Source organism: Streptomyces sp. NPDC048644, from assembly GCF_043199105.1.
Lineage (GTDB): Bacteria > Actinomycetota > Actinomycetes > Streptomycetales > Streptomycetaceae > Streptomyces.
In genome coordinates, this window is sequence record NZ_JBICVO010000010.1 from 173208 (window position 1) to 197856 (window position 24649).

Below are 24649 nucleotides of genomic sequence, written 5' to 3' on the forward strand. Positions count from 1 at the left end.
GCTATGGACAACCCGTTCGATGACGACAGCGCGGAGTTCTTCGTGTTGGTGAACGACGAAGGCCAGTTCTCGCTGTGGCCGGCGGCCATCGGCATTCCGGACGGCTGGACCGTGCGCCACGGCAAGGACAGCCGCCAGGCATGTGTGGATTACGTGGACGGACACTGGGACGACATGCGTCCTCGCTCCCTGGTGCAGGCCATGGGAGACAGCTGACCGCTCTGCGGACGCGCTCCGGCCCTCGTCTCCGGGGACACTCGGCGGCGGCTGTGGAAGCGACTCCACAGCCGCCGCCGAGCGGCCCGCGACCGGGACACGACCGGACAACAGACTTCGAGGTGACGGAATATGACGAATGCGGACCGGTCCCCAGAGGCAGGCAGTGAAAGCCGGGGAGAAACCGGCAGGGGAAAGCGGCGTATCCCGTTCCTCCTGGCAGTGGCGGGTCTCGCCTATGCGATCGACCTGTTCAGCAAGGTGCTCGTGGTCGCGAAGCTGGAGCACCACGCTCCCGTGGAACTGATCGGCACCGTGCTGGAGTTGCGGGTGATGCGCAACCCCGGCGCCGCATTCAGCATCGGCGAAGCGACGACCATCCTGTTCACCGTCATCGCCGTGGCCGTCACCGTGGCCATCATCCGCATGGCGCGCAAGCTCTACAGCGTCCCCTGGGCCATTGCCCTCGGGCTGCTGCTGGGCGGCGCGCTCGGAAACCTGACGGACCGGCTCTTCCGCAGCCCGGGGCACTTCCGGGGCGCGGTCGTCGACTTCATCTCCGTACGGGGTTTCAGCGTGATGAACCTCGCCGACTGGGCGATCGTCTGCGGCGGCATCCTGATCGTGTTCTTCACCTTCCGAGGGTGGGAGCTGGACAACACCGGCAAAAGCGCCGATGCCGAGAACACCGAGGCCGGCGACAGCACGGAAACCGCTCGGTCCTGACGCCGAGCAGCACACAAAAGAATTCCCCGGTGCGGGTGTTCACTTTCGGAACAAGGAAAAGGGAGACGTCGTGTACGACGTGATCGTGGTGGGAGCGCGCTGTGCGGGGGCGCCGACGGCAATGCTGATGGCCCGCGCCGGATACCGGGTCCTGCTCTTGGAGAAGGCACATTTCCCGCAGGACAAGCTCTCCTCCCACTACCTTCACCAGCCAGGGGTCGAGATGCTCGGCCGCTGGGGCCTGCTGGACAAAATACGCGCCACCAACATCACCCCCATCGAGCGCGTCAGCTACGAAAACGCGGACATACGGCTGAGCGGCTCCCTGCTGCCGGCCGACGGCCACAGCACGACGTACGCGCCCCGCCGCTTCGTCCTCGACCCGATCCTCGCCGACGCCGCGAGCGCGGCCGGCGCCGAGTTCCGCGAAGGATGCACGGTCACCGGCCTGCTCCGCGAGGGCGACAAAGTCACCGGCGTCACGTACAAAACATCCGACGGGGACGAGATCTCCGAACACGCACACCTGGTCGTCGGCGCCGACGGCATGCGCTCGGTCGTCGCACGGCACGTCGAGGCCCCGATGATCGCCGAAAACCCGCCCATGACCTGCACGTACTACAGCTACTGGGAGGGCCTGCCCGCCCACTTCGAGCTGTACGAACGCCCCGGCCGGTGGGTCGGCGTCGTCCCGACCAACGACGACCGCACGCTCGTGATGACGTACTTCCCCCAGTCGGAATTCCAGCAGGTACGCACCGACGCCCAGGCCGCCTACCTGGAGGCGATCCGCACCACCGCCCCGAGCCTGCACGACCGGCTGGCATCGGCCGAACAGGTCGAACGGCTCTACGGCACGGGGGAACAGCTCAACTTCATGCGGCAGCCGTCAGGCCCCGGCTGGGCCCTGGTCGGCGACGCCGCCCACCACAAGGACTCGATCGCCGCCCGCGGCATCACCGACGCCTTCCTCCAGGCGCAGCTGCTGACCGACTGCGTCGGCAAGGACCTGCACGACCCCGCGGCGCTCGCCACGGCCTGCGAGCGCTACGCACGGGACCTGCAGGAGACCTTCATGGACTTCTACCGCAGCACCCTCAACGTCGCCGAACTCAAGGTCCCCGAGGACCGGGTGACCTTCCTCAAGGCCATCTCGGCCAACCAGACCCTGGTGGACCGTTACTTCGCCACCCTGTCCGGCGTCTGCACCATGGACGACTTCTACAACGAGGAACTCCTGACAGCCCTCGCAGAAGCCTGACACTCCCCACACACACGGCCCAGGTCAGCAAACCACTCGCTGACCTGGGCCTTGCACTGCCCCACACCATCGGCCACTGCCAAGAGACCCCCCATACACTGCACGCCATGCGCCTCTACCTTTCTTCCTTCCGCATAGGCAATTACCCCGAGGAGTTACCGCGCCTGCTCGACGGCCGGACACGTACGGCACTCGTGATGAATGCCTACGATTTCCAGGACGCGGACTCAAGGGCCGCATCCACCCAGCGGGAGATCGCGGAACTGCAATCCATCGGCCTGTCCCCTGAAGAACTCGACCTCCGTGACTATTTCGGCGGCGACCGTTCACTCCGGAAAACCCTGGAAAACGTCGACCTGGTCTACGTACGGGGCGGTAACTCCTTCGTCCTGCGCCGCGCCCTGCGACACAGCGGCGCGGACGCACTGCTCAAGGAACTGCTGGCCGCCGACACCCTGGTCTTCGGCGGCTACAGCGCCGCCGCGGCCGTCGCCGGCACCACCCTGCGCGGCATCGGCGGCCACATCGACGACCCCGACCACATCCCCGCCGACTACCCCGCAGGCGACCCACTCTGGGACGGACTCGGACTGCTCCCCTTCGCAGTCGCACCCCACTACCGCTCCGACCACCCCGAAACGGAAGAGATCGAGCACACCGTCCAGCACCACATCGACCACCACGAGCCCTTCGTGGCACTGCGGGACGGCCAGGCAATCGTCGCCGACGACAACGGCGTACGAGTGGTCGGCTGAACCGACTCCAGGCAACGCCCGAGAAGCGGCAGACCGTGGCGCACCGCACGCCGAGCGCGTCGCAACTCGCGTTGACGATGCGGTCGTTCTCGTAACCGATGGATCACCAAGGGCGGCCCCGCTCACCCCAAACATGAAAAAACCCCAGGTCACGGCGAGTGAGTCCTGGGGCTTTTCCGGAGCCGCCTAGGGGAGTCGAACCCCTGACCTACGCATTACGAGTGCGTCGCTCTGGCCGACTGAGCTAAGGCGGCGTGATGCGCGGCCCAGTCTACACATGCCGAAGGGGTGCTTCGTAATCGGTTGCGGGGCTGGTCAGAGGGTGAGGGTGGGCGGCGGGTGGAGGTCAGGTGCAGCGTTTGTTCTTCGGGGGGACGGTGCCGTCGAGGAGGTAGGTGTTGACGGCGGAGTCGATGCAGTCGCTGCCGCGGCCGTAGGCGGTGTGGCCGTCACCCTCGTAGGTGAGGAGGGTGGCGCCGGAGAGCTGGGCGGCGAGGCCCTTGGCCCAGGCGTAGGGGGTGGCGGGGTCGCGGGTGGTGCCGATGACGACGATGGGGGCGGAGCCCTTGGCCTCGATGCGTTGGGCGGTGCCGGTGGGCTTGGTGGGCCAGTAGGCGCAGTTCAGGGAGGCCCAGGCGAATTCGTCGCCGAAGACCGGGGACGCCTTGCGGAAGCGGGGGAGGTCGGCGCGGACCTGATCGGGGGTCTTGTAGGCCGGCGGGAGGTCGAGGCAGTTGACGGCCGGGTTGGCGTACATCTGGTTGGCGTACTTGCCGTCCGGGTCGCGCTCGTAATAGCTGTCGGAGAGCGTGAGCAGCCCGCGGCCGTTGCCGCCATCGGCCTGGGCGAGATATTCGCGCAGGACCGGCCATGCCTGCTCGTCGTACATCGCGGCGATCACGCCGTTGGCGGCGAGGGATTCGGTGAGCTTGCGGTCCTCGCCGGTCTCGGCCGGGTGTGCGTCCAGCTTTTTGAAGAGGGCGGAGAGCTGCTTTCCGGCGTCCGTGGTGCTCTTGGTGCCGAGGGGGCAATCGGGGTGCTTGATGCAGTCCGCCGCGAACGCCGTGAAGGCGGTGTTGAAGCCGGCGGTCTGGTCGATGTTGACGTCCCGGGGGCCGAGCGTGGGGTCCATCGCGCCGTCCAGGACCATCCGGCCGACGTGGGAGGGGTAGAGGCCGGCGTAGGTCGCGCCCAGGAACGTGCCGTACGAGGAGCCGACGTAGGTGAGCTTCTTGTCGCCCAGGACGGCGCGCAGTACGTCCATGTCGCGGGCCGCCTCGATGGTCGAGACGTGCGGGAGGAGCTTGCCCGAGCGTTCCTCGCAGCCCTTGGCGAAGTCGCGGAAGGCGGTGGTCAGCTTGCTGACCTCGGCGGGGGTGTCCGGGGTCTGGTCGGTCTGGGTGTAGCGGTCCATCTCCTTGTCGGTGAGACATTCGACGGGTTGGCTGCGGGCCACGCCGCGCGGGTCCGTCGCCACCATGTCGTAGCGGGCGCGGACGGCGGCCGGCTCCGGTGCGTACTGCTGGAGGTAGTCGATCGCCGAGCCGCCGGGGCCGCCGGGATTGACCATCAGGGAGCCGATCCGCTTGCCGGGCCCGGTGGCCTTCTTACGGGCCACCGCCAGCTTCAGGTCCGTGTCCTTGTCCGGCTTGGCGTAGTCCAGGGGCGCCTTCATCGTCGCGCACTCGAAGCCGCTCACTCCGCACTTGCGCCAGCTGAGCTTCTGGTCGTAGTACGGCCGGAGGTTGGCGGGTACCTCGGTGGGCAGCGGGGCGAGGGCGGGCTGGGCGCCGCCGGTGGCGCGGGCGCCCGCGGTGCGGTCCGGGGAGTCCGTCGAGTCCGAGGACGACCCCGAGGAACAGCCGGAGATCAGCAGCGCGGTGGCCGCGAAGACGGCGGCGGTGGTGCGGTACAGGCGGCTGGTGGCCATGGGCGGTCCTCGGTCCCTGGGTCGGCGTGGCGGCGGGCGGCTGCGGTGGCGCCGGTGGGCGCGTGGCGCGGAGGGCACTGGCGGCTCCGGCGGTGAGGCCGGAGGGGGGTGGTGTCGCGTGGTGTGGATGTGGATGTGGATGTGGACGGTCGGCGGCCGGGGTGTGGGGCGAACCGACGCATGAGCGGAGCGTATCGGGGTGATGACGATGCGTGCCGTAGGGAAGGCGTGGTGAAAGGACGCGCCGAGGTGGCGAGCGGGCCGGGGCGGGCCCGGCCGTCGGCGCGTGGTGGCGGTGTGCCGGTGGGTGCGGGTCAGCCCGCGCGGAGGGCGGTGGTCATCGCTTCGACGGCGAGCAGCGGGGCGACGTTGCGGTCCAGGGCGCCGCGGCAGGCGATGATCGCCTCTATCCGGCGCAGGGTGCGGGCCGCGGTGGAGTTCTGGGCGATGCGCTGGACGCTGTCGCGGACCTCTTCGTTGGCGAGCTGGACGGATGCGCCCATCTGGAGGGCGAGCACGTCGCGGTAGAAGCCGGTGAGGTCGACCAGGGCGAGGTCGAGGCTGTCGCGCTGCGTACGGGTGGAGCGGCGCTTCTGCCGGTCCTGGAGTTCTTTCATGGCGCCCGCGGTGCCGCGCGGCAGCCGGCCGCCCGTACCGGCGGCGGCCCCCAGGGCGGCGCGCAACTCCTCGGTCTCCTTGGTGTCGACCTCCTCGGCGACCTGCTTGGCGTCCTCGCCCGCCGCGTCGATCAGCTCCTGGGCGGCCTTGAGGCAGCCGCCGATGTCGTCGATGCGGAGCGGCAGTTTGAGGACGGCCGCACGGCGGGCGCGGGCCCGCTCGTCGGTGGCCAGGCGGCGCGCCCGGCCGATGTGCCCCTGGGTGGCACGGGCCGCCGCCGCGGCGGCCTGCGGCTCGATGCCGTCCCTGCGCATCAGGACGTCGGCGACCGCGTCCACGGGCGGGGTGCGCAGGGTGAGCTGGCGGCAGCGGGAGCGGATGGTGGGCAGTACGTCCTCGATGGAGGGGGCGCACAGCAGCCAGACCGTCCGCGGCGCGGGCTCCTCGACGGCCTTGAGCAGGACGTTGCCCGCGCCTTCGGTGAGGCGGTCGGCGTCCTCCAGGACGATCACCTGCCAGCGTCCGCCCGCCGGGGAGAGGGAGGCGCGGCGGACAAGGTCGCGGGTCTCCTTGACGCCGATGGACAGCAGGTCCGTACGGACGATCTCGACGTCGGCGTGGGTGCCGACGAGGGTGGTGTGGCAGCCGTCGCAGAAGCCGCAGCCGGGGGCGCCGCCCAGCGCGCGGTCCGGGCTGACGCACTGGAGCGCGGCGGCGAACGCGCGGGCCGCGGTGGACCGGCCGGATCCGGGCGGGCCGGTGAACAGCCAGGCGTGCGTCATCTGGGAGGCGCCGGTCCGCTCGGGCGCGGCCGGTTCACCGGGCACCGCGGCGTCGAGCGCGCGGTCGGCGGAGACGATGGCATCCGCTTCGCGCGCGGCTGCGGCGAGATGCTCCGTCACCCGGTCCTGGCCGACCACGTCGTCCCATACCGCCACCGCTGACCGCCGTCCCTGTTCCTGTCCGTCCTGCCTGTGTGCCGGGGTGTCGCCACTCCGGCACCGTGCCCCGCCGGTCCGCGGCACGCTCCGTGCACCGCGCGGCCTGCGGGCCGCCGCTCACGCGCCCGGCGCCTCGCTGCCTCACGCGCTCATCCCATTGTGGTGCAACCCACTGACAATCGACTCCACACCGCCCGCCGCACCCCGGCAGGCCGGCGCCGCGATGCCCCAAGTCGGCCGGGTGCCTTGCCGGTTGCGCAACGGAAACGGGCGGGGGGGGGGGGGGGGGGGGGGGGGGGGGGGGGGGCCGGGGCGCCCCCCCCCCCCCCCGGGGGGGGGGGGGGGCGGGGCGGGGGGCCCGCGGCCCCGGGCGGGGCCCCCCGCGGTGGGGGGGCGGCGCCCACGGCCGATTTCCCGAGCGGACGGAGCGAAGGGGCGGACGGCGAACGAGCCGGCCGTCAGCCCCGCTGCCCCCGGCGCCCGTTGTCGCGCGTCCCGTGGCCCTGGTTCTCTTCGGGGCGCGGCCCGAGGAGTTCGTCGGCCAGCGTCGGCAGATCGTCCAGCGGCGTCTCCTCCGCCCACTCCGGGCGGCGGCGGGGGCGCTGCTGGGGCGCTTCCACCGGGCGGCCCGTCTCCGGGTCGATCTGCGGGAGTTCGCGGGTGCGCTCGGCGCCGGACTCGGCGGGCGCGGACGGCCGTCGGCCCGCCGCGCCACGGGCGTCACCGGACGCGGCCGGCTCGTCCGCGAACATCCACGACGGCACCCGGTCCGCCGGGTCACCGTCCCGGGAGCCACGCGCGTCCCGCGCGCCACCGGCCGGCACCGAGGGCAGCACGCTGGTCTCCTCGGCATCCGAACCGATGGCCGCACGCGGCAGCACGCTGGTCTCCTCGGCATCCGAGCTGAAGGCCGCACGCGGCAGCGTCGTGGTCTCGTCGGCCGCCCCTGAGACGTCCGTCCCCGGCCGCGGCAGCGAAGCCGTCCGCTCGCTGTCCGAAGCGGCACCGGAGGCCGACGACGATCCCGAGCCCGAACCGGACGAGGAACCGGACCCGCGCCCTCCGGACGATCCGGCGCCACCCGAGCCGCTGCCCGGGGCACCCGGAGCGCCCCCGGAACCCGCGGCGCCCGAGCCTCCGCCGCCGTTCCCCCCGTCGCCGTTCGCCCTGTCGCCGCCGTCATCGGCCGTCCGCTTGTGCAGATCGGCGACCGGCGTCTCCGTGGTCGGCGCATCGGCCTTCGCGGCAGCCTCCGCAGCCGCCTTCGCCTCCGCGGCGGCAGCCTCCTCGGCCGCCGCGACCCGGGCCTGTTCGGCACGGAGCAGGGCCTCCTCGGCCTTCCGCTGCTTCTCCAGGCGGCGCTCCTCCGCCTCCGCGCGCAGCCGCGCCTCCTCCTCGGCACGCTTGCGCAGCCGCTCCTGCTCCTCGGCGCGCGCCCGCTCCTCGGCCTCGCGGCGCTTGCGCTCCGCCTCCGCCGCCTGACGGGCCTCCTCCGCGCGCTGCCGCGCCTCCTCGGCCTGACGGGCGGCCTCGCGCGCCTTGGCCGCCTCCAGCTCCTGGCGCTTGCGCTCCTCTTCCTCGGCGCGCAGCTTGGCGAGCTGTTCCTGGCGCTCACGCTCCAGGCGCTCCTCCTCGGCCTTGCGCGCGGCCTCTTCCTCCGCCTTGCGCCTGGCCTCTTCCTCGGCGGCCTTACGGGCCTCCTCCTGGGCCTTGACCTCGGCGTCCGACAGCGGCAGCACCTGGTCGAGGCGGTGCCGTACGACCGTGGTGACGGCCTCCGGGTCCTGGCCCGCGTCGACGACCAGATAGCGCGCCGGGTCGGCGGCGGCCAGCGTCAGGAAGCCGGCCCGCACCCGCTCGTGGAACTCGGCGGGCTCGGACTCCATCCGGTCGGGCGCCTCGGTGAAGCGTTCGCGCGCGGTCTCGGGCGAGACGTCGAGCAGCACGGTCAGGTGCGGCACGAGCCCGTCGGTCGCCCAGCGGGAGATCCGGGCGATCTCGGTGGGCGCGAGGTGGCGCCCGGCGCCCTGGTAGGCGACCGAGGAGTCGATGTACCGGTCGGTGATGACGATCGCGCCGCGCTCCAGGGCCGGCCGGATGACGCTGTCGACGTGCTCGGCGCGGTCCGCGGCGAACATCAGCGCCTCGGCGCGGTCCGAGAGCCCGGACGTCGAGACGTCCAGGATGATCGAACGCAGCCGCTTGCCGATGGCGGTCGCGCCCGGCTCGCGGGTCACCACGACCTCGTGTCCCTTGCCGCGGATCCACTCGGCGAGCGCCTCGACCTGGGTGGACTTGCCGGCCCCGTCGCCGCCCTCCAGGGCGATGAAGAACCCGGTGTCGGCCGGCGCCTGGTCCGGGTCGCCGCCGCGCAGCGCCTCGCGCAGGTCGCGGCGCAGCGGAACGCCGTGCCGGTCGTCGACCTTGCCGAGCACCCAGGCGGCGACCGGCAGCAGCAGCGCGCCGACCAGCATCAGGGTGAACGCGGCGCCGCCGTGGTCGAAGACGAAGGCACCGTCACCGAGGCGGTGCGGGCCGATCACCGCGGCCAGCAGCGGCGCGACGATGACGGCCAGCGCCACGGCGGTCCGCACGACGGCGTGCAGGTGCGCGGTCGTCCGGGCGGCGCGGGACTCCTCGGCCTCCTGCTCCAGCAGGACGTGGCCGGTGTTGGCGGCGATCCCGGCGCTGACGCCGGCGACCAGGGCCAGCAGCAGCACCGTGGTCGGGTCCGGCACAAGACCCATGGCCAGCAGCGCGAGGCCGGTCACGGCCACCGCCAGGGCCAGCAGCCGCCGCCTCGACAGCGCGGGCAGCACCCTGCGGGCGCCGCGGATACCGGCCACCGGGCCGCCCGTCAGCACCAGTACCAGGAGCGCGAACATGACCGGGCCGCCCACCAGGTCGTAGCCGTGCAGTGCGGCCAGCGAAACGGCCGCGGCGATCGCGGCGGCCACCGCGGCGCAGGCGAGCACCAGCAGCGGGATCGCGCCGGTGCGCCCCTTGTCGACACTGCTTCCGGACTTGGGGCGGCGCAGTCCCTCCAGAGGGGAGCGCGGACGCGGCGTCTGCCCACCGGGCAGTTCGATGAAGTAGAGGATCGATACGGAAGCGGCGAACAGGCCGGCCGCCACATAGGAGCCCAGGGCCGCCTGGTGCACATGGAACCACTCGATGCCGGTGCCCAGCAGCTTCCCGATGAGCGTGACGACCACCAGGGCGGCGGCTGCGATCGGCAGCGCGACGAATCCCGTCCGCAGCGAGAGCCGGCGCAGCGCTTCCATGTTGTCGGGGAGCGGCCTGACGGCGGCGCCCTCCGGCGGCGGCGCGGGCAGCAGACCGGGCGCCGCGCCCTCCCGTGCGACGGTCCAGAAGCGCTCGGCGACGCCGACCACGAAGACCGTGATCAGCAGCCAGGCGAGCGCGTCACCCCGGGTCCAGTCGATCCACAGGGGTGCGACGACCAGCAGCGCGACCCGGACGATGTCCGCGCCGATCATCGTCCAGCGCCGGTCGAGCGGCCCGGAAGGCGCGGTCAGCGAGGACAGCGGCCCCAGCAGGACCGCCCCGAAGAGCAGGGTCGCCAGCATCCTGGCGACGAAGACGACGGTGACCGCCAGGGCGGCGCCCCGATAGCCACCGCCGAAGGCGGCCTCCCCTCCCAGGGGTACGTACAGCGCCGCCTGAAGGGCGAGCAGTACCAGGACGAACATGGACAGGGCATCGCCGATGCCCCCGACGAACTGGGCGCTCCACAACCGCTTCAGCGGGGGGAAGCGGAGCAGGGCTCGCACGGCGCGCTCGCGGGAATCCGCGGCAAGGGCGCCTGAAGTGGGGGTCACGACCGTTGGCTGCTCGGCACGCGTCATCCCGCCAGCCTATCGGCAGGGCGCGCCGGAGCGGGCCCCGCCCGAACAAAGGGGCGGGCCCGGCGGAGCTCCGTCCGCCTTGCCCGCCCTTGTCCCCCACCGCACGGCGGCACGGCATCGGCCGCCCGCCGCCCGCGGCTCAGTCCTCGCTCGACGCCGTCTTCGCCGCCGCGGTCTTCTTCGCCGGCGCCTTCTTGGCCGTCGTCTTCTTGGCGGCGGTGGTCTTCTTCGCCGCGGTCTTCTTGGCGGTCGTCTTCTTCGCCGCCGTCTTCTTGGCCGGCGCCTTCTTGACCGCCTTCTTGGCGGTCTTCTTCGCCGGCCCCTTGGCCCGCTTCTCCGCCAGCAGCTCGTAGCCGCGCTCCGGCGTGATCGTTTCGACGTCGTCGTCCCGGCGCAGCGTCGCGTTGGTCTCGCCGTCCGTGACGTACGCGCCGAACCTGCCGTCCTTGACCACCACCGGCTTCTCGCTGACCGGGTCGGTGCCCAGCTCCTTCAGCGGCGGCTTGGCGGCGGCCCGGCCACGCTGCTTGGGCTGGGCGTAGATCGCCAGCGCCTCGTCGATGGTGATCGAGAAGAGCTGCTCCTCGCTCTCCAGGGAGCGCGAGTCGGTGCCCTTCTTGAGGTACGGGCCGTAGCGGCCGTTCTGCGCGGTGACCTCCACGCCCTCGGCGTCCGTGCCGACGACCCGCGGCAGCGACATCAGCTTGAGCGCGTCCTGGAGGGTCACCGTGTCCAGGGACATCGACTTGAAGAGCGAGGCCGTCCGCGGCTTGACCGCGTTCTTGCCGGTCTTCGGCGTGCCCTCGGGCAGGATCTCGGTGACGTACGGACCGTAGCGGCCGTCCTTGGCGACGATCTCGTTGCCGCTGACCGGGTCCTTGCCCAGCTCGAAGTCGCCGCTGGGCTTGGCCAGCAGTTCCTCGGCCAGCTCCACGGTCAGCTCGTCGGGCGCCAGGTCGTCGGGGACATCGGCGCGCTGGTGGCCCTCGGCGTCCTTCTCCCCGCGCTCGACGTACGGGCCGTAGCGACCGACCCGCAGCTTGATGTCGTCGCCGACGGGGAAGGACGAGATCTCCCGGGCGTCGATCGCGCCCAGGTCCGTGACCAGCTCTTTCAGCCCGCCGAGGTGGTCACCGTCGCCGTTGCCCGCGTCCGACGCGGCACCGACCGTGCTGTCGTCGGCGCCCTCACCGAAGTAGAAGCGCCGCAGCCACGGCACGGACTGCGCCTCGCCCCGCGCGATGCGGTCGAGGTCGCCCTCCATCCTGGCGGTGAAGTCGTAGTCGACGAGCCGACCGAAGTGCTTCTCCAGGAGGTTGACCACCGCGAAGGAGAGGAACGACGGGACGAGCGCGGTGCCCTTCTTGAAGACATAGCCGCGGTCGAGGATCGTGCCGATGATCGACGCGTACGTCGAAGGGCGGCCGATCTCGCGCTCTTCCAGCTCCTTGACCAGCGTGGCCTCGGTGTAGCGGGCCGGCGGCTTGGTGGCGTGCCCGTCCGCGGTGATCTCGCGGGCCGACAGCGCGTCGCCCTCGGCGACCTGCGGCAGCCGCCGCTCGCGGTCGTCCAGCTCGGCGTTCGGGTCGTCGGCGCCCTCGACGTACGCCTTCATGAAGCCGTGGAAGGTGATGGTCTTGCCGGACGCGCTGAACTCGGCGTCCCGGCCGTCGGCGGCCCGGCCACCGATCTTGACCGTGACGGAGTTGCCCGTCGCGTCCTTCATCTGAGAAGCGACGGTCCGCTTCCAGATCAGCTCGTAGAGCTTGAACTGGTCGCCGGTCAGGCCCGTCTCGGCCGGAGTGCGGAAGCGGTCGCCCGACGGACGGATCGCTTCGTGCGCCTCCTGCGCGTTCTTGACCTTGCCCGCGTAGCTGCGCGGCTTCTCCGGCAGGTAGTTGGCGCCGTACAGCTGCGTCACCTGCGTGCGGGCCGCGGAGATCGCGGTGTCCGACAGCGTGGTGGAGTCCGTACGCATGTAGGTGATGAAGCCGTTCTCGTACAGCTTCTGCGCCACCTGCATCGTCGACTTGGCACCGAAGCCGAGCTTGCGGCTGGCCTCCTGCTGGAGGGTGGTCGTACGGAACGGCGCGTACGGGGAGCGGCGGTACGGCTTGGACTCGACCGAGCGGACCGCGAAGTCGGTGTTCTCCAGGCCCGCCGCCAGCGCCCGCGCGTTCGCCTCGTCGAGGTGCAGCACGGCGTCGCCCTTGAGCCGGCCGTCCGAGCCGAAGTCACGGCCCTGGGCGACCCGGCGGCCGTCGACGGTGGTCAGACGGGCGGTGAGGGTGGACGGATCCGAGGTGTCGCCGGCCCGGCCGGTGCCGAACGTGCCGGTCAGGTCCCAGTATTCGGCGGAGCGGAAGGCGATCCGCTCGCGCTCCCGCTCGACGACGAGCCGGGTGGCGACGGACTGCACGCGGCCGGCCGACAGCCGGGGCATGACCTTCTTCCACAGGACCGGCGAGACCTCGTAGCCGTAGAGGCGGTCGAGGATCCGGCGGGTCTCCTGTGCGTCGACGAGCTTCTTGTTCAGCTCGCGCGGATGGGCCACGGCGTCCCGGATGGCGTCCTTGGTGATCTCGTGGAAGACCATCCGGTGGACCGGGACCTTGGGCTTGAGGATCTCCTGGAGATGCCAGGCGATGGCCTCGCCCTCGCGGTCCTCATCGGTGGCGAGGAAGAGTTCGTCGGACTCGGCCAGCAGCTCCTTGAGCTTCTTGACCTGGTCCTTCTTGTCGCTGTTCACGACGTAGATGGGCTGGAAATCAGCGTCGACGTTCACACCGAGACGGGCCCACGGCTCGCCCTTGTACTTCGCCGGGACCTCTGCCGCGCCGTTGGGAAGGTCGCGGATGTGCCCGACACTGGCCTCGACCACATAGCCGGGGCCGAGATAGCCCTTGATCGTCTTCGCCTTGGCAGGCGACTCGACGATGACGAGTCGGCGGCCGCCGCCCTCTGCGGTCTCGCTGGTCGGGGACAACTTGCTCTTCTCTCCGGTCGACGCCTGGGGATACCCCCAGGCGAAAGCGCTGGAGGCGGACACTGCGGTGTCGCTTGACGCTGCGGAGTGTGACGGTACCTCCCGCCCCCGTGTCAAACGGAAAAACCCCGCAACGCCACTCGAACGGTAACCCGACTACATGCCTTCATGCCGCCCGGACCGCACTCGGCGCCCGCGCCGGGGCTGCGACGATCACCGGGCGCTCCCCTTCCCCGCCCGCATCCCGGCGCCGCGCTCCCCTCCCCATGTCACAAGCGGGCTGCGGAAGCCCGCTCGCCGTGATACCCGGCGGCGGGCGCTGGCAGGATGGGCCCGGCACGGCTCGCCGCTCGGGCCGGTCACTGCCGTCTCACGCACACTCGGGGGTCAGATCACTCATGGCGAACCAGTATCCCGGACCGCCGCAGGACGAGCCCGGTCGGAACCCGTACGCCACCCCGCAGCCCGGCGGCCCCGCCGACGCGTCCGGTGGCACCGGCGGATACGGCTCCCCGCAGGGCGGCCGACCCGGAGAACCCGGCTACGGCTACCCGCAGGCCCCGCCGCAGCCCGGATACGGATATCCGCAGGCTCCGCCGCAGCCACCGCAGCCCGGATACGGCTACCCGGGCGGCGCGCCCCAGCATGCGCCCCAGCAGCAGACCCCGCCGCAGCCGCCCGTGCCCCCGGCCGCGCCCGCCTTCCCGATGGGCACGCCGCCGCAGCCCGGCGGCGCCTTCCCGGTCCCGCAGCCTCAGATGGGCGGCGGCATGACGATGTCGATCGGCGACATCGCGATAACCGGCGACATGATCATGACTCCGTCGGGCCCGATGCCCCTCAAGGGCGCCATATGGACGGCCACCGACATGTCCCGCACCGAGGAGAAGATCCCCGCGCACGCGGTGGTGCTGGCCATCGTCTTCTTCCTCTTCTGCCTGCTCGGCCTCCTCTTCCTCCTGATGAAGGAGCGCGTCACCACCGGCTTCGTGCAGGTCACGGTGAACAGCGGCGGACGGCACCACTCCACGATGGTTCCGGTGCAGTCCCGCGAGCAGGTCATGTTCGTGCTCAACCAGGTCAATCACGCCCGTTCGCTGAGCGTGTGACCGCCACCGACCCGATGCCAGGACCCGCTGCCGCCGGGTACGGCCACGAGCCCGCGCCGCCTGACGCCCGCGCGATCCGGAAGCGCACCGTCCGCCTGGCCTGCCTCGCGCTCGGCGCCGGCGCGGCGGGCGCCGGGTACCTCTGGCACACCAATCCGCACGAGCCGGGACACCTGCTGCCCGGCTGCCCGTTCCGGTGGCTGACCGGCCTGCTCTGCCCGCTGTGCGGCGGCACCCGCCTCGCGTACGACCTGCTGCACGGCGATGTCGTGGCGGCGTTCCACGACAACGCCGTGCTGCTCACCCTCGGAGTGCCCACCGCCGCGTACGCCATCGGGCGCTCGCTGCTCGCCGGGCTGCGCGGCCGGCGCTACCGGCTACGGCTCACACCGCGGAGCGGCGCCGTGGTGCTGGGCGTCGCCCTGGTGTGGACGGTCGGCCGCAATCTCGTCGGCTGAGCACGGCACGGCGGCGGGCCGGCGTCCGTTCAGCGCACGGTGACCGAGACCACCGGCGAGACGGTGCTGTCCACCGCGGTCCTGAGCTGGTTCACGCCCTTGATGCCGAGCTTGACCCGCACCGAGTAGCTGCCGGTGGAGTTGACCGGGGTCTGGGCGGGCAGCGAGACCCACTTGGTGCCCTGCTTCTGCTGGACGGTGACCTTGGTGCCTGCCTTGATGCCGTGCGCCGTACCGGTTATGCGGAACTCCTCCCAGGCGTGGACCGAGGACGCGCCGGCCTTGGCGGTGAGCGACGCCGTCGCCGGAGCGGTCGCCACCACGGGGGTGGGCGAGTGCAGCTGAGCGGGCGCGGCGAACGCGGCGGCCGAACCACCGGCGATGAGCGAAACGGCGATCACGCCGACGGCAGTCATTCGGAATGCTCGGTTCATGGCTTTCCTCACTGGCGGGCTTGACGGACGGAACGGACAGGCGCGGGTGACCGGCCTTCACCGAGGAAAACGGTGCTTTTGCCGACCGGGTTCCCTTTCGTCGTCCCGAACCGCCCGCTCCCCGAGATCTGGCCGGATGTGAACACCCCGCCCGCCCTTGCCCGTTGGCCAGGCGTCAGGCTCCCGCGGCCACCGGCTCCAGGAAGCCCTGCTCGACCAGCGTCCGGATCGCGTCCGGCGTACGGTCACGCAGCAGAACCGGGTCCTCGCCGACGAGTTGGGCGATGGCGTCCAGAATCCGCCCGGCGGGCAACGAGCCGTCGCACACCCCGGCGAACCCGGCGCCGACCGTGTCCACCTTCGTGGCCCGGCGCATCCCGCGGTTCTGACGCAGCACCACGTGCTCCGGGTCCTCCGCGCCCGGCAGCCCGACCTGCTCCTGCACCACCTCGCCCGCGAGCCGGAAATGCCCGGCCAGCAGCGCCGCGTCGTCCGTCCTGCGCAGATAGTCCTGCCGCTCGAAGTGCCGTACGACAGTCTCGCCGAGCGGCTGCTCCACCGGGTGCGGCCACTCCTCGACCGTGACGGACGGGTCGTCGGCACCGGACTTGCGCAGCGTGATCCAGCCGAAGCCGACGGCCCGGGTCCTGCGCGCGGCGAACTCGTCCAGCCAGGCGTCGTAGCGCGCGGCGTACGCCTCCGGGCCCGCGCGGTGGTCGCCGCCGTCCCGCAGCCACAGCTCGGCGTACTGCGTGACGTCCTGCACCTCACGCTGCACGATCCAGGCGTCGCAGCCGGGCGGCACCCACGAGCGCAGCCGGTCCTGCCACTCCTCGCCCTCCACGTGCTGCCAATTGGCCAGCAGCTGGCAGTGGCCCCCGTCGTTCAGATGCGCCGCGGCCTGCTGGACCAGGGTGCGGCAGAGGTCGTCGCCGCCCATCCCGCCGTCCCGGTAGGTGAGCCGGGCACCGGGGGAGATCACGAACGGCGGGTTGGACACGATCAGGTCGTACGTCGCCTCGCCGACCGGCTCGAACATCGACCCCTCGCGCAGCTCCGCGGGCTGCGCCCCGGAGAGCGCCAGCGTCAGCGCGGCGATCCGCAGCGCCCTGGGGTTGAGGTCGGTGGCCGTGACCTGGGTCGCGTGCTGGGCGGCGTGCAGCGCCTGGATGCCGGAGCCGGTGCCGAGGTCGAGTGCCTTGCCGACCGGGGTGCGGGTGGTGATCCCGGCGAGCGTCGTGGACGCGCCGCCGACGCCGAGCACCAGTTGCGAGCGGTCCACACCGCCGCCGCCCTGGATGCCACCCGCGCCGCCGACCGCGCAGCCCAGGTCGGAGACGATCCACCAGTCCTGCCCCTCGGGGCCGCTGTACGGGCGGACGTCGACGCTCGCGCGCACCTCGTCGCCGTCCTGGACCAGCCAGCCGTCGGCGAGGCAGTCGCTCACCGGCAGCACTGCCCGTGCACGCGCCTGCGGCACCGGACGCTGCAACAGGAACAGCCGCACCAAGGTCTCCAGCGGCCCGTCGCCCCGGGTGGCGCGCAGCGCGGGCACGGTCTCGCTGCGGGCCAGCGCGGCGTAGGCGGGCGCGCCGAGCAGCTCCAGCAGGCCGTCGGCGGTGAAGGCCGCGGCGAGCAGCGCCGCACGCAGCCGGTCGGTGCGGGCGCTGCTCTCGGGATCCTGGGCATCTGCGGTGGGGAGGTGCGTACTCACCGCTCCATTGTCAGCCCAACCACTGACAATCGACGACGGCCCGGCGCCGCACCCCTCTCGGGCGCGTCGCCGGGCCGTACACCGGTCCCCGGAAGGCGCGTTCCTGCCGCGCCCTCCTGTGCCGCCCGCCGCGCCGGGCCGATGCCGTGGCCCACGCGGCGGCTGAGTACCGGACGCTCTCCTGACGCGGCGGCGTCACGGAGCCTCCGGGCCCGTCCTACGCCTTCTTGGACGGCGCCGCGGACGGGGAGGCGGACGCGTTCTGGTTCTGGCAGCCCTTCTGGCCCGCCATGGCCTTGCCCACGTCGCCGGACTCCAGCTTCTTGAAGGCCGCCTCGCTCTGCTGGTTGAGCTTGTTGATGCCGTTGGAGAGATCCCGCAGGCCGTCGGCGAACTTCAGTTTGTCGCTGGTGTCGAGCGCGTCCACGTCCTTCTTCAGGCTCGCGTACCCCTTGGAGAGCTCGTTGAGTTCCTTGACGGCGTTCTTCTGGGCCGCTTCACCTCCGTCGCTCGGCGGGGCACCCGCACTGTTGAGCGACTTGGCCAGCGCCGCGTAGGCGTCGGAGATCTTCTGGAAGGCCGCGGAGTCGGTCTGCTGGACCTTCTTGGAGTCCGTGCTGCCGTCGTCCGCCGTCTGCATCGCAGCGTTGGCGTCCTGGATCTTCTTGAACTGTGCCTGCGCGGGGTCGCAGAACTTCTTGGCCCAGTCGTCGAGCTTCTTGCTGCTGTCGTCGCTGCACCCGGTCAGCGCGAGCATCAGTGCCGCACCGCCGGACAGTGCGGCCACAAGCTTCTTGTTCACCGGATCGGCCCCTTCCATGGCTCTCGGCCCCGGAACATACACGGCCAAAGGGCCTGCTCCGCGAGTCGGCCGTCCCCCATGTCCCGCATTGCAGCCATTTGCACCAAGGGCTGGAGGGCCACCCGGCTCCGCACGACGACGGGTGGCCGGCGCATCCCCGATGCACCGGCCACCCGTCTGTTGAGCCGTCAGGCGGCCCTTCCGCTAGGAAGCCGCAACCGTCTCGGCGGGCTTGGCCGCTTTCTCGGAGTTGCTTTCGTCACCCACGGCGATTCCGCGCCTCTTGGAGACGTAAACCGCGCCCACGATGACCACGAGGGCGAGCACCGCGACGCCGATCCGCACCCCGGTGTTCTTGTCGGCGCCGTAGCTGAACTTCACCACGGCCGGGGCGATCAGCAGTGCCACCAGGTTCATGACCTTCAGCAGCGGGTTGATCGCGGGGCCCGCGGTGTCCTTGAACGGGTCGCCCACGGTGTCGCCGATGACCGTCGCGGCATGCGCCTCGCTGCCCTTGCCGCCGTGGTTCCCGTCCTCGACGAGCTTCTTGGCGTTGTCCCAGGCGCCACCGGAGTTCGACAGGAACACCGCCATCAGCGTGCCCGCGCCGATCGCGCCCGCCAGGAACGAGCCGAGCGCGCCGACGCCGAGCGCGAAGCCGACGGCGATCGGGGTGAGCACCGCAAGCAGCCCCGGGGTGGCCAGTTCGCGCAGCGCGTCCTTGGTGCAGATGTCGACGACCCGCCCGTACTCGGGCTGCTCGGTGTAATCCATGATCCCGGGGTGCTCACGGAACTGCCTGCGCACCTCGAAGACCACCGAACCCGCCGACCGGGACACCGCGTTGATGGCGAGACCCGAGAACAGGAAGACCACCGCGGCACCCAGGATCAGCCCCACCAGGTTGTTGGGCTGCGAGATGTCCAAGCTCAGCCCCATCCCCTTCGCGGCCTTGCCGACGTCCCGCACCGCGTTGGCGATCGCGTCCCGGTACGAGCCGAAGAGCGCCGCCGCCGCCAGCACCGCCGTGGCGATGGCGATGCCCTTGGTGATGGCCTTGGTGGTGTTGCCGACCGCGTCCAGGTCGGTGAGCACCTGCGCGCCGTCGCCGGTGACGTCGCCCGACATCTCCGCGATGCCCTGCGCGTTGTCGGAGACCGGGCCGAATGTGTCCATCGCCACGATCACGCCGACCGTGGTGAGCAGCCCGGTACCGGCCAGCGCCACCGCGAACAGCGCCAGCATGATGGACGCGCCGCCCAGCAGGAACGCCCCGTAGACGGCCAGTCCGATCAGCACCGCCGAGTAGACCGCCGACTCCAGGCCGAGGGAGATCCCGGAGAGGACGACGGTGGCGGGGCCCGTCAGCGAGGTCTTGCCGATGTCCTGCACCGGCCGCCTGCTGGTCTCCGTGAAGTAGCCGGTGAGCTGCTGGATCAGCGCGGCGAGCACGATGCCGATGGCGACCGCCACCAGCGCGAGGATCCGCGGATCGCCGTCCCGGGCGAGGATCTCGGTGTCGGTGACACCCGCCAGGCCCCGGTAGGTGGACGGCAGGTAGGTGAACACCGCGACGGCCACCAGGACCAGCGAGATTCCGGCGGAGATGAAGAAGCCGCGGTTGATGGCCGTCATCCCGCTGCGGTCGGAGCGGCGGGGCGCCACGACGAAGATCCCGATCATCGCGGTGAGCACGCCGATGGCCGGAACCAGCAGCGGGAACGCGAGCCCGGCGTTGCCGAAGGCCGCCGTGCCGAGGATGAGCGCGGCGACCAGCGTCACGGCGTACGACTCGAACAGGTCGGCCGCCATGCCGGCGCAGTCGCCGACGTTGTCGCCCACGTTGTCCGCGATGGTCGCCGCGTTGCGCGGGTCGTCCTCGGGGATGCCCTGCTCGACCTTGCCGACGAGGTCGGCACCCACGTCGGCGGCCTTGGTGAAGATGCCGCCGCCGACCCTCATGAACATCGCGATCAGCGCGGCACCCAGGCCGAAGCCCTCCAGCACCTTGGGCGCGTCGACCGCGTACACGAGCACCACGCAGGACGCGCCGAGCAGGCCGAGCCCCACGGTGAACATGCCGACGACACCGCCGGTGCGGAAAGCGATCTTCATGGCCTTGTGCGAAACGGCCGTCAGATCCCTTTCCCTGGTATCGCCTTCGTCCGGAGTCGCTTCCCGGGCAGCCGCCGCCACCCGCACATTGCTGCGTACGGCGAGCCACATGCCGATATAGCCGGTGGCCGCGGAGAATCCGGCGCCGATCAAGAAAAATCCGCTGCGGCCCGCGCGCTGCGTCCAATTGTCCGCAGGCAGCAGCATGAGCAGGAAGAACACCACGACGGCGAATACGCCCAGGGTGCGCAACTGCCGTGCAAGGTAGGCATTTGCGCCTTCCTGCACCGCACTTGCGATCTTCTTCATACTGTCGGTTCCCTCGCCGGCCGCGAGCACCTGACGCACCAGGACCGCCGCGACAGCCAGTGCCGCCAGCGCGACGACGGCGATCACCAGCACGATGCTGCGGTTACCTGTCGTCAGTGACGGTCCGGCGAGAAAAGAGGGGGTGTCCAGCAACTGAGGGGTGTAAGGCCCCGCCATTCGTCCTCCTTGACGTTTGGCACATGGGCGCGCGGAAGCACGCTCAGGCGACCTGAGCAAGATGTGGACGGATTGTAGGGAGCCGCACGGCATCAAAACAGTGCGCCTGAAACGGAATTCGCCCATGGCCAGGAAGATCAAAAGGCCGACGGTTCGATGAATTAGCTCGGACGAAGGAATGCGGATAATTCGCTGACCTCTGACCGATGATCTCAGTGTCCTACTGAACGCCGCTGCTCACACACCCCGCACGGCACACCGCGACGGCCGCCGACGACGCGGCGACGGATACACCAGGACTCCCCGCGCGACCGCCGAACGGGCACCCAGGAGGCACCGTCCGGATGGTGACGACCCGTCAGATCGAGTCCTGATCGGAACCCAGGAGGACGCCCCGGCGGGTCGCGCAGACGCCGAAGGCGGCGACGCCCCACACGGGAAGACCGGCGGGCCACGGTGCCGACACCCCGCCCCGGATCACCGCGCGCGGGCTTACCCGAATGGCTTGATCACGATTGGTGCGAACGTGGCTGTCGCAGCCGGGCCACCGGCCCGCATCGCCCGGACATCACGGGTTGGGGGGACACTCGGCGATCACCGCACATCCGGGATCGCCTGCAGAACGGACCGCGGACGGCTGCATTCGGCGCGCCGGGCCCGGTGGGCGCACCGGGTGTGGGCCCGGCCGCCAGGGTCGCTACGGCGCGGCGGGAGCCGCCGCCGTGGGCCAGCTCATGCGGATCAGACCGCCGCTCTCGCCCGAACTGACCTCGACATCGTCGACGAGCCCGCTGATCACCGCGAGGCCCATCTCGTCCTCGCCCTCGCCGTCGCTCTCGGGCACGCCGTCGGAGCCGACCACCGGGCTTCCGGGGCCGCCGGGCACCTCGTCGCCCACCTCGATCGCGAACTTCTTCTCGTCCTCGATCAGCGCGACGTGTACCGGCGCCTCGATGCCATGACTCACGTGCAGGCCGACGGCCCGGCTGCACGCCTCACCGACGGCGAGCCGCACCTCGTCGAGCACGGCCTCGTCCACCCCGGCACGCCTCGCCACGGCAGCCGCTACCAGGCGCGCGGTCCGAACATGTTCGGGAAGGGCGCTGAAGCGAAGTTCGACGGTGGCCATGCCATCCCCCTCGGTATGCGGACGTGCAACGCAGGGGGCCGGACCGCTACGTCCGGATCCCCCCACAACTCCCTCCCCCGCGCCGGAGCGCGGGGCACCGCGAAGCCGTCAGTCAGTTGCTGCGACGGCTTCGTCGACCGAGGTGTGAATCGGGAACACCTTGGTCAGTCCGGTGATACGGAAGATCTTGAGAATGCGCTCCTGGTTGCACACCAGACGCAGCGAGCCTTCGTGGGCGCGCACACGCTTGAGCCCACCCACCAGCACGCCGAGCCCGGTGGAGTCCAGGAAGTCGACACGCTCCATGTCCACCACGAGGTGGTAGCTGCCGTCGTTCACAAGCTCGACCAGCTGTTCCCGCAGCTTGGGCGCGGTGTATACATCAATCTCGCCACCGACCTCGACGACCGTACGGTCGCCAACGGTCCGGGTCGACAGGGACAGGTCCACGGATCCTCCAGCACCTTGCTATCGAGCGGTCGCCCCCCTGGGGCCTCCCCACCGAAGGTAGGGGACGGATCGGCAGCCGCGATGGCATTCAATCACTTACCAGCAGGCGTGCACGACGCCCTTTCAGCATTGTCCGTCACACCGGTGACAGACTCGGTGCCGATGGCCTCCAATCGACTCCCGACGGATGCGGGCGCGAACCCCTCCCCTGGCATCATTCTCGACCGTCTCGCCAGGGGCGCGACCCGCGCTGCACGCATCACTCATACGGAGCACCTGCCCCCGCGCATCGGCAGCCATGCCGACTGGCCGGAACAGATCAGGCCGGAAGTGATCGCCGCGATCCGCGCCGCCGGAATCGAGCGCCCGTGGTCCCACCAGGCCAAGACGTCCGAACACGCGCTGCGCGGCGATTCGGTCGTCGTCGCCACCGGGACCGCATCCGGCAAGTCCCTCGCCTACCTGGCTCCGGTCCTGTCCACCCTCCTGGACGGCTCCGAGCCGACGCCGACGGGGCAACTCCCCCGGAACCGCGGCGCGCTGCGAACCGGCGGGCGGGGGGCCACGGCGCTGTATCTGGCGCCCACGAAGGCGCTGGCGGCCGACCAGCGCCGGGCCGTACGCGAGCTGGCGGCCCCCCTCGGAACGGCGATCAGGCCCGCGGTCTACGACGGCGACACCCCGGTCGAGGAACGCGAGTGGGTGCGCCAGTACGCCAACTACGTCCTGACCAACCCGGACATGCTGCACCGCGGCATCCTCCCTTCCCACCCCCGCTGGGCCTCCTTCCTGCGCGCGCTGCGCTACGTCGTGATCGATGAATGCCACTCCTACCGCGGGGTCTTCGGCTCCCACGTGGCCCAGGTCATCCGCCGGCTGCGCCGCGTCTGCGCCCGCTACGGCTCGGAGCCGGTCTTCCTGCTCGCCTCCGCCACCGCCGCGGAACCGGCCGAGGCGGCGGGCCGGCTGACCGGCCTGCCCGTGGTGGAGATCACGGAGGATTCCTCACCGCGCGGCGAGGTCGTCTTCGCCCTGTGGGAGCCGCCGCTGACGGACCTGCACGGCGAACAGGGCGCTCCGGTCCGCCGCACCGCCACCGCGGAGACCGCCGACCTCCTGACCGACCTCGCGGTCCAGGGCGTACGGACCGTCGCCTTCGTCCGTTCCCGGCGCGGCGCCGAACTGATCGCGCTGATCGCCCAGGAACGGCTCGCGGAGGTGGACCGTTCGCTGCCGTCCCGGGTCGCCGCCTACCGGGGCGGCTACCTGCCCGAGGAACGGCGTGCCCTGGAACGCGCGCTGCACAGCGGCGACCTGCTCGGGCTCGCCGCCACCACCGCGCTGGAGCTGGGCGTGGACGTCTCCGGCCTCGACGCCGTCGTCATCGCCGGCTATCCGGGCACCCGCGCCTCGCTCTGGCAGCAGGCCGGCCGGGCGGGCCGCTCGGGTCAGGGCGCGCTCGCGATCCTCGTGGCCCGCGACGACCCTCTGGACACGTATCTCGTCCACCACCCCGAAGCCCTCTTCGACCAGCCCGTCGAGTCGACCGTCCTGGATCCCGACAACCCGTACGTCCTCGCCCCGCACCTGTGCGCCGCCGCCTCCGAACTCCCGCTCACCGAAGCGGACTTCGCGCTCTTCGGGCCGACGGCCGCGGGGCTGCTGCCCCAGCTGGAGGCGGCGAACCTGTTGCGCCGGCGCGCCACCGCGTGGCACTGGACCCGCCGCGAGCGCGCCTGCGACCTCACCGACATCCGGGGCCAGGGCGGCTCGCCGGTACAGATCGTCGAGACGGGCACCGGGCGCCTGTTGGGCACGGTGGACGCCGCCGCCGCGCACACCACCGTCCACGAGGGCGCGGTCCACCTCCATCAGGGGCGTACGTACATCGTCGAGCGCTTCGATCTGGCGGACGACGTCGCCCTGGTCTCCGAGGCCAACCCGCCCTATTCCACGACGGCCCGCGACACCACCGCGATCTCCATCCTCGAAACCGAGACCGAAGTGCCCTGGGGAGACGGGCGGTTGTGCTTCGGTTCGGTCGAAGTGACCAACCAGGTCGTGTCCTTCCTCCGCCGCAAACTGATCTCCGGCGAGGTCCTGGGGGAGACCAAACTGGACCTCCCGCCCCGCACGTTGCGCACCCGTGCGGTGTGGTGGACGGTCACCGAGGACCAGCTCGACGCCGCACGCGTCAACCCCGAACAGCTCGGCGGTGCCCTGCACGCCGCCGAGCACGCCTCGATCGGCCTGCTGCCGCTCTTCGCCACCTGCGACCGCTGGGACATCGGCGGCGTGTCCATTCCCCTGCATCCGGACACGCTGCTCCCCACGGTCTTCGTGTACGACGGCCATCCCGGCGGTGCGGGCTTCGCCGAACGTGCCTTCCACACCGCCGCGGAATGGCTCGCCGCCACCCGCCACGCCATCGCGTCCTGTGAGTGCGAGGCCGGCTGTCCGTCCTGCATCCAGTCCCCGAAGTGCGGCAACGGCAACGATCCGCTCCACAAGCGCGGCGCCATCCGGCTGCTCACCGAACTCCTCCGCGGGGCACCCGAGAACACCTGAGCGGCGCGGCCGGCCTCGCCTTCCCTCGGCCGGCCGGCCCGCCTCGTGGCCCGCACCTCCCCGCCGGCCGGGGCGGTGACCG

17 protein-coding genes and 1 tRNA gene are annotated in these 24649 nt (G+C 71.4%); 7 read left to right on the forward strand and 11 right to left on the reverse strand.

What is annotated here, in order from left to right; all coding sequences use genetic code 11:
* Positions 1–3: 3 nt before the first annotated feature.
* From ACGFNI_RS23805 to ACGFNI_RS23820, 4 genes are all read left to right on the forward strand, one after another.
* The gene (locus ACGFNI_RS23805; RefSeq protein ID WP_393686641.1) at positions 4–216 is read left to right on the forward strand and encodes an MbtH family protein; all 213 of its coding nucleotides are present in this window, start codon (positions 4–6) and stop codon (positions 214–216) included.
* Positions 217–348: 132 nt separating this feature from the next.
* Positions 349–942, forward strand: a complete 594-nt coding sequence (lspA, locus tag ACGFNI_RS23810; protein ID WP_393686642.1) for a signal peptidase II — start codon at positions 349–351, stop codon at positions 940–942.
* Between the two features lie 70 nt (positions 943–1012).
* Complete coding sequence (locus ACGFNI_RS23815; RefSeq protein ID WP_393686643.1) at positions 1013–2203, forward strand: NAD(P)/FAD-dependent oxidoreductase; 1191 nt, start codon at positions 1013–1015, stop codon at positions 2201–2203.
* A 107-nt stretch (positions 2204–2310) separates the two neighbouring features.
* Entirely contained in the window at positions 2311–2958 is a 648-nt protein-coding gene (locus ACGFNI_RS23820; RefSeq protein ID WP_393686644.1) for a Type 1 glutamine amidotransferase-like domain-containing protein, read from the forward strand.
* A 180-nt stretch (positions 2959–3138) separates the two neighbouring features.
* Here ACGFNI_RS23820 and ACGFNI_RS23825 read toward each other — a convergent pair.
* From ACGFNI_RS23825 to topA, 5 genes are all read right to left on the reverse strand, one after another.
* Positions 3139–3212 (reverse strand) — tRNA-Thr (locus ACGFNI_RS23825).
* A 92-nt stretch (positions 3213–3304) separates the two neighbouring features.
* The gene (locus tag ACGFNI_RS23830; protein ID WP_393686645.1) at positions 3305–4888 is read right to left on the reverse strand and encodes an alpha/beta hydrolase; all 1584 of its coding nucleotides are present in this window, start codon (positions 4886–4888) and stop codon (positions 3305–3307) included.
* Positions 4889–5202: 314 nt separating this feature from the next.
* On the reverse strand, positions 5203–6444 hold the full coding sequence (locus tag ACGFNI_RS23835; RefSeq protein ID WP_393686646.1) for a DNA polymerase III subunit delta': 1242 nt from the start codon (positions 6442–6444) through the stop codon (positions 5203–5205).
* Between the two features lie 461 nt (positions 6445–6905).
* Positions 6906–10316 carry a dTMP kinase gene (gene tmk, locus ACGFNI_RS23840; RefSeq protein WP_393686647.1) on the reverse strand — a complete coding sequence of 1137 codons (3411 nt, stop codon included), beginning with the start codon at positions 10314–10316 and terminating at the stop codon, positions 6906–6908.
* 139 nt (positions 10317–10455) lie between these two features.
* Complete coding sequence (gene topA, locus ACGFNI_RS23845; RefSeq protein WP_393686648.1) at positions 10456–13302, reverse strand: type I DNA topoisomerase; 2847 nt, start codon at positions 13300–13302, stop codon at positions 10456–10458.
* 398 nt (positions 13303–13700) lie between these two features.
* On the opposite strand from topA, the gene ACGFNI_RS23850 reads away from it, so the two are divergent.
* Both ACGFNI_RS23850 and ACGFNI_RS23855 read left to right on the forward strand, forming a co-directional pair.
* A complete protein-coding gene (locus tag ACGFNI_RS23850) occupies positions 13701–14411 on the forward strand; it encodes a hypothetical protein (RefSeq protein ID WP_393686649.1) in 711 nt (236 codons plus the stop codon).
* A gap of 14 nt (positions 14412–14425) precedes the next feature.
* Positions 14426–14869, forward strand: a complete 444-nt coding sequence (locus ACGFNI_RS23855) for a DUF2752 domain-containing protein (protein WP_393686717.1) — start codon at positions 14426–14428, stop codon at positions 14867–14869.
* A gap of 29 nt (positions 14870–14898) precedes the next feature.
* Here the strand turns inward: ACGFNI_RS23855 and ACGFNI_RS23860 are convergent, their stop codons facing one another.
* The 6 genes from ACGFNI_RS23860 to bldG form a co-directional block, all read right to left on the reverse strand.
* Positions 14899–15303, reverse strand: coding sequence for a hypothetical protein (locus ACGFNI_RS23860; RefSeq protein ID WP_393686650.1), 405 nt, complete (start codon positions 15301–15303; stop codon positions 14899–14901).
* A 175-nt stretch (positions 15304–15478) separates the two neighbouring features.
* Entirely contained in the window at positions 15479–17017 is a 1539-nt protein-coding gene (locus ACGFNI_RS23865; RefSeq protein WP_393686651.1) for a methyltransferase, read from the reverse strand.
* A gap of 217 nt (positions 17018–17234) precedes the next feature.
* The gene (locus ACGFNI_RS23870; protein WP_393686652.1) at positions 17235–17819 is read right to left on the reverse strand and encodes a small secreted protein; all 585 of its coding nucleotides are present in this window, start codon (positions 17817–17819) and stop codon (positions 17235–17237) included.
* 204 nt (positions 17820–18023) lie between these two features.
* Positions 18024–20420, reverse strand: coding sequence for a sodium-translocating pyrophosphatase (locus ACGFNI_RS23875; RefSeq protein WP_393686653.1), 2397 nt, complete (start codon positions 20418–20420; stop codon positions 18024–18026).
* 697 nt (positions 20421–21117) lie between these two features.
* Complete coding sequence (locus ACGFNI_RS23880; RefSeq protein ID WP_393686654.1) at positions 21118–21549, reverse strand: ATP-binding protein; 432 nt, start codon at positions 21547–21549, stop codon at positions 21118–21120.
* 108 nt (positions 21550–21657) lie between these two features.
* Positions 21658–21999: an anti-sigma factor antagonist BldG gene (bldG, locus tag ACGFNI_RS23885; RefSeq protein WP_004571875.1), complete on the reverse strand. Its 342-nt coding sequence runs from the start codon at positions 21997–21999 to the stop codon at positions 21658–21660.
* Between the two features lie 81 nt (positions 22000–22080).
* Here bldG and ACGFNI_RS23890 point away from each other — a divergent pair, with 81 nt between their 5' ends.
* Positions 22081–24567, forward strand: coding sequence for a DEAD/DEAH box helicase (locus tag ACGFNI_RS23890; RefSeq protein ID WP_393686655.1), 2487 nt, complete (start codon positions 22081–22083; stop codon positions 24565–24567).
* The last annotated feature ends 82 nt before the right edge of the window (positions 24568–24649 follow it).

Bases quoted from the DNA above. Each gene is read 5' to 3' on its own strand.
- ACGFNI_RS23875 (WP_393686653.1), bottom strand. From the start codon at position 20,420: ATGGCGGGGCCTTACACCCCTCAGTTGCTGGACACCCCCTCTTTTCTC.
- ACGFNI_RS23850 (WP_393686649.1), top strand. From the start codon at position 13,701: ATGGCGAACCAGTATCCCGGACCGCCGCAGGACGAGCCCGGTCGGAAC.
- ACGFNI_RS23820 (WP_393686644.1), top strand. From the start codon at position 2,311: ATGCGCCTCTACCTTTCTTCCTTCCGCATAGGCAATTACCCCGAGGAG.
- tmk (WP_393686647.1), bottom strand. From the start codon at position 10,316: ATGACGCGTGCCGAGCAGCCAACGGTCGTGACCCCCACTTCAGGCGCC.
- lspA (WP_393686642.1), top strand. From the start codon at position 349: ATGACGAATGCGGACCGGTCCCCAGAGGCAGGCAGTGAAAGCCGGGGA.
- ACGFNI_RS23890 (WP_393686655.1), top strand. From the start codon at position 22,081: ATGGCATTCAATCACTTACCAGCAGGCGTGCACGACGCCCTTTCAGCA.
- ACGFNI_RS23880 (WP_393686654.1), bottom strand. From the start codon at position 21,549: ATGGCCACCGTCGAACTTCGCTTCAGCGCCCTTCCCGAACATGTTCGG.
- ACGFNI_RS23830 (WP_393686645.1), bottom strand. From the start codon at position 4,888: ATGGCCACCAGCCGCCTGTACCGCACCACCGCCGCCGTCTTCGCGGCC.
- ACGFNI_RS23805 (WP_393686641.1), top strand. From the start codon at position 4: ATGGACAACCCGTTCGATGACGACAGCGCGGAGTTCTTCGTGTTGGTG.
- ACGFNI_RS23860 (WP_393686650.1), bottom strand. From the start codon at position 15,303: ATGAACCGAGCATTCCGAATGACTGCCGTCGGCGTGATCGCCGTTTCG.
- ACGFNI_RS23855 (WP_393686717.1), top strand. From the start codon at position 14,426: ATGCCAGGACCCGCTGCCGCCGGGTACGGCCACGAGCCCGCGCCGCCT.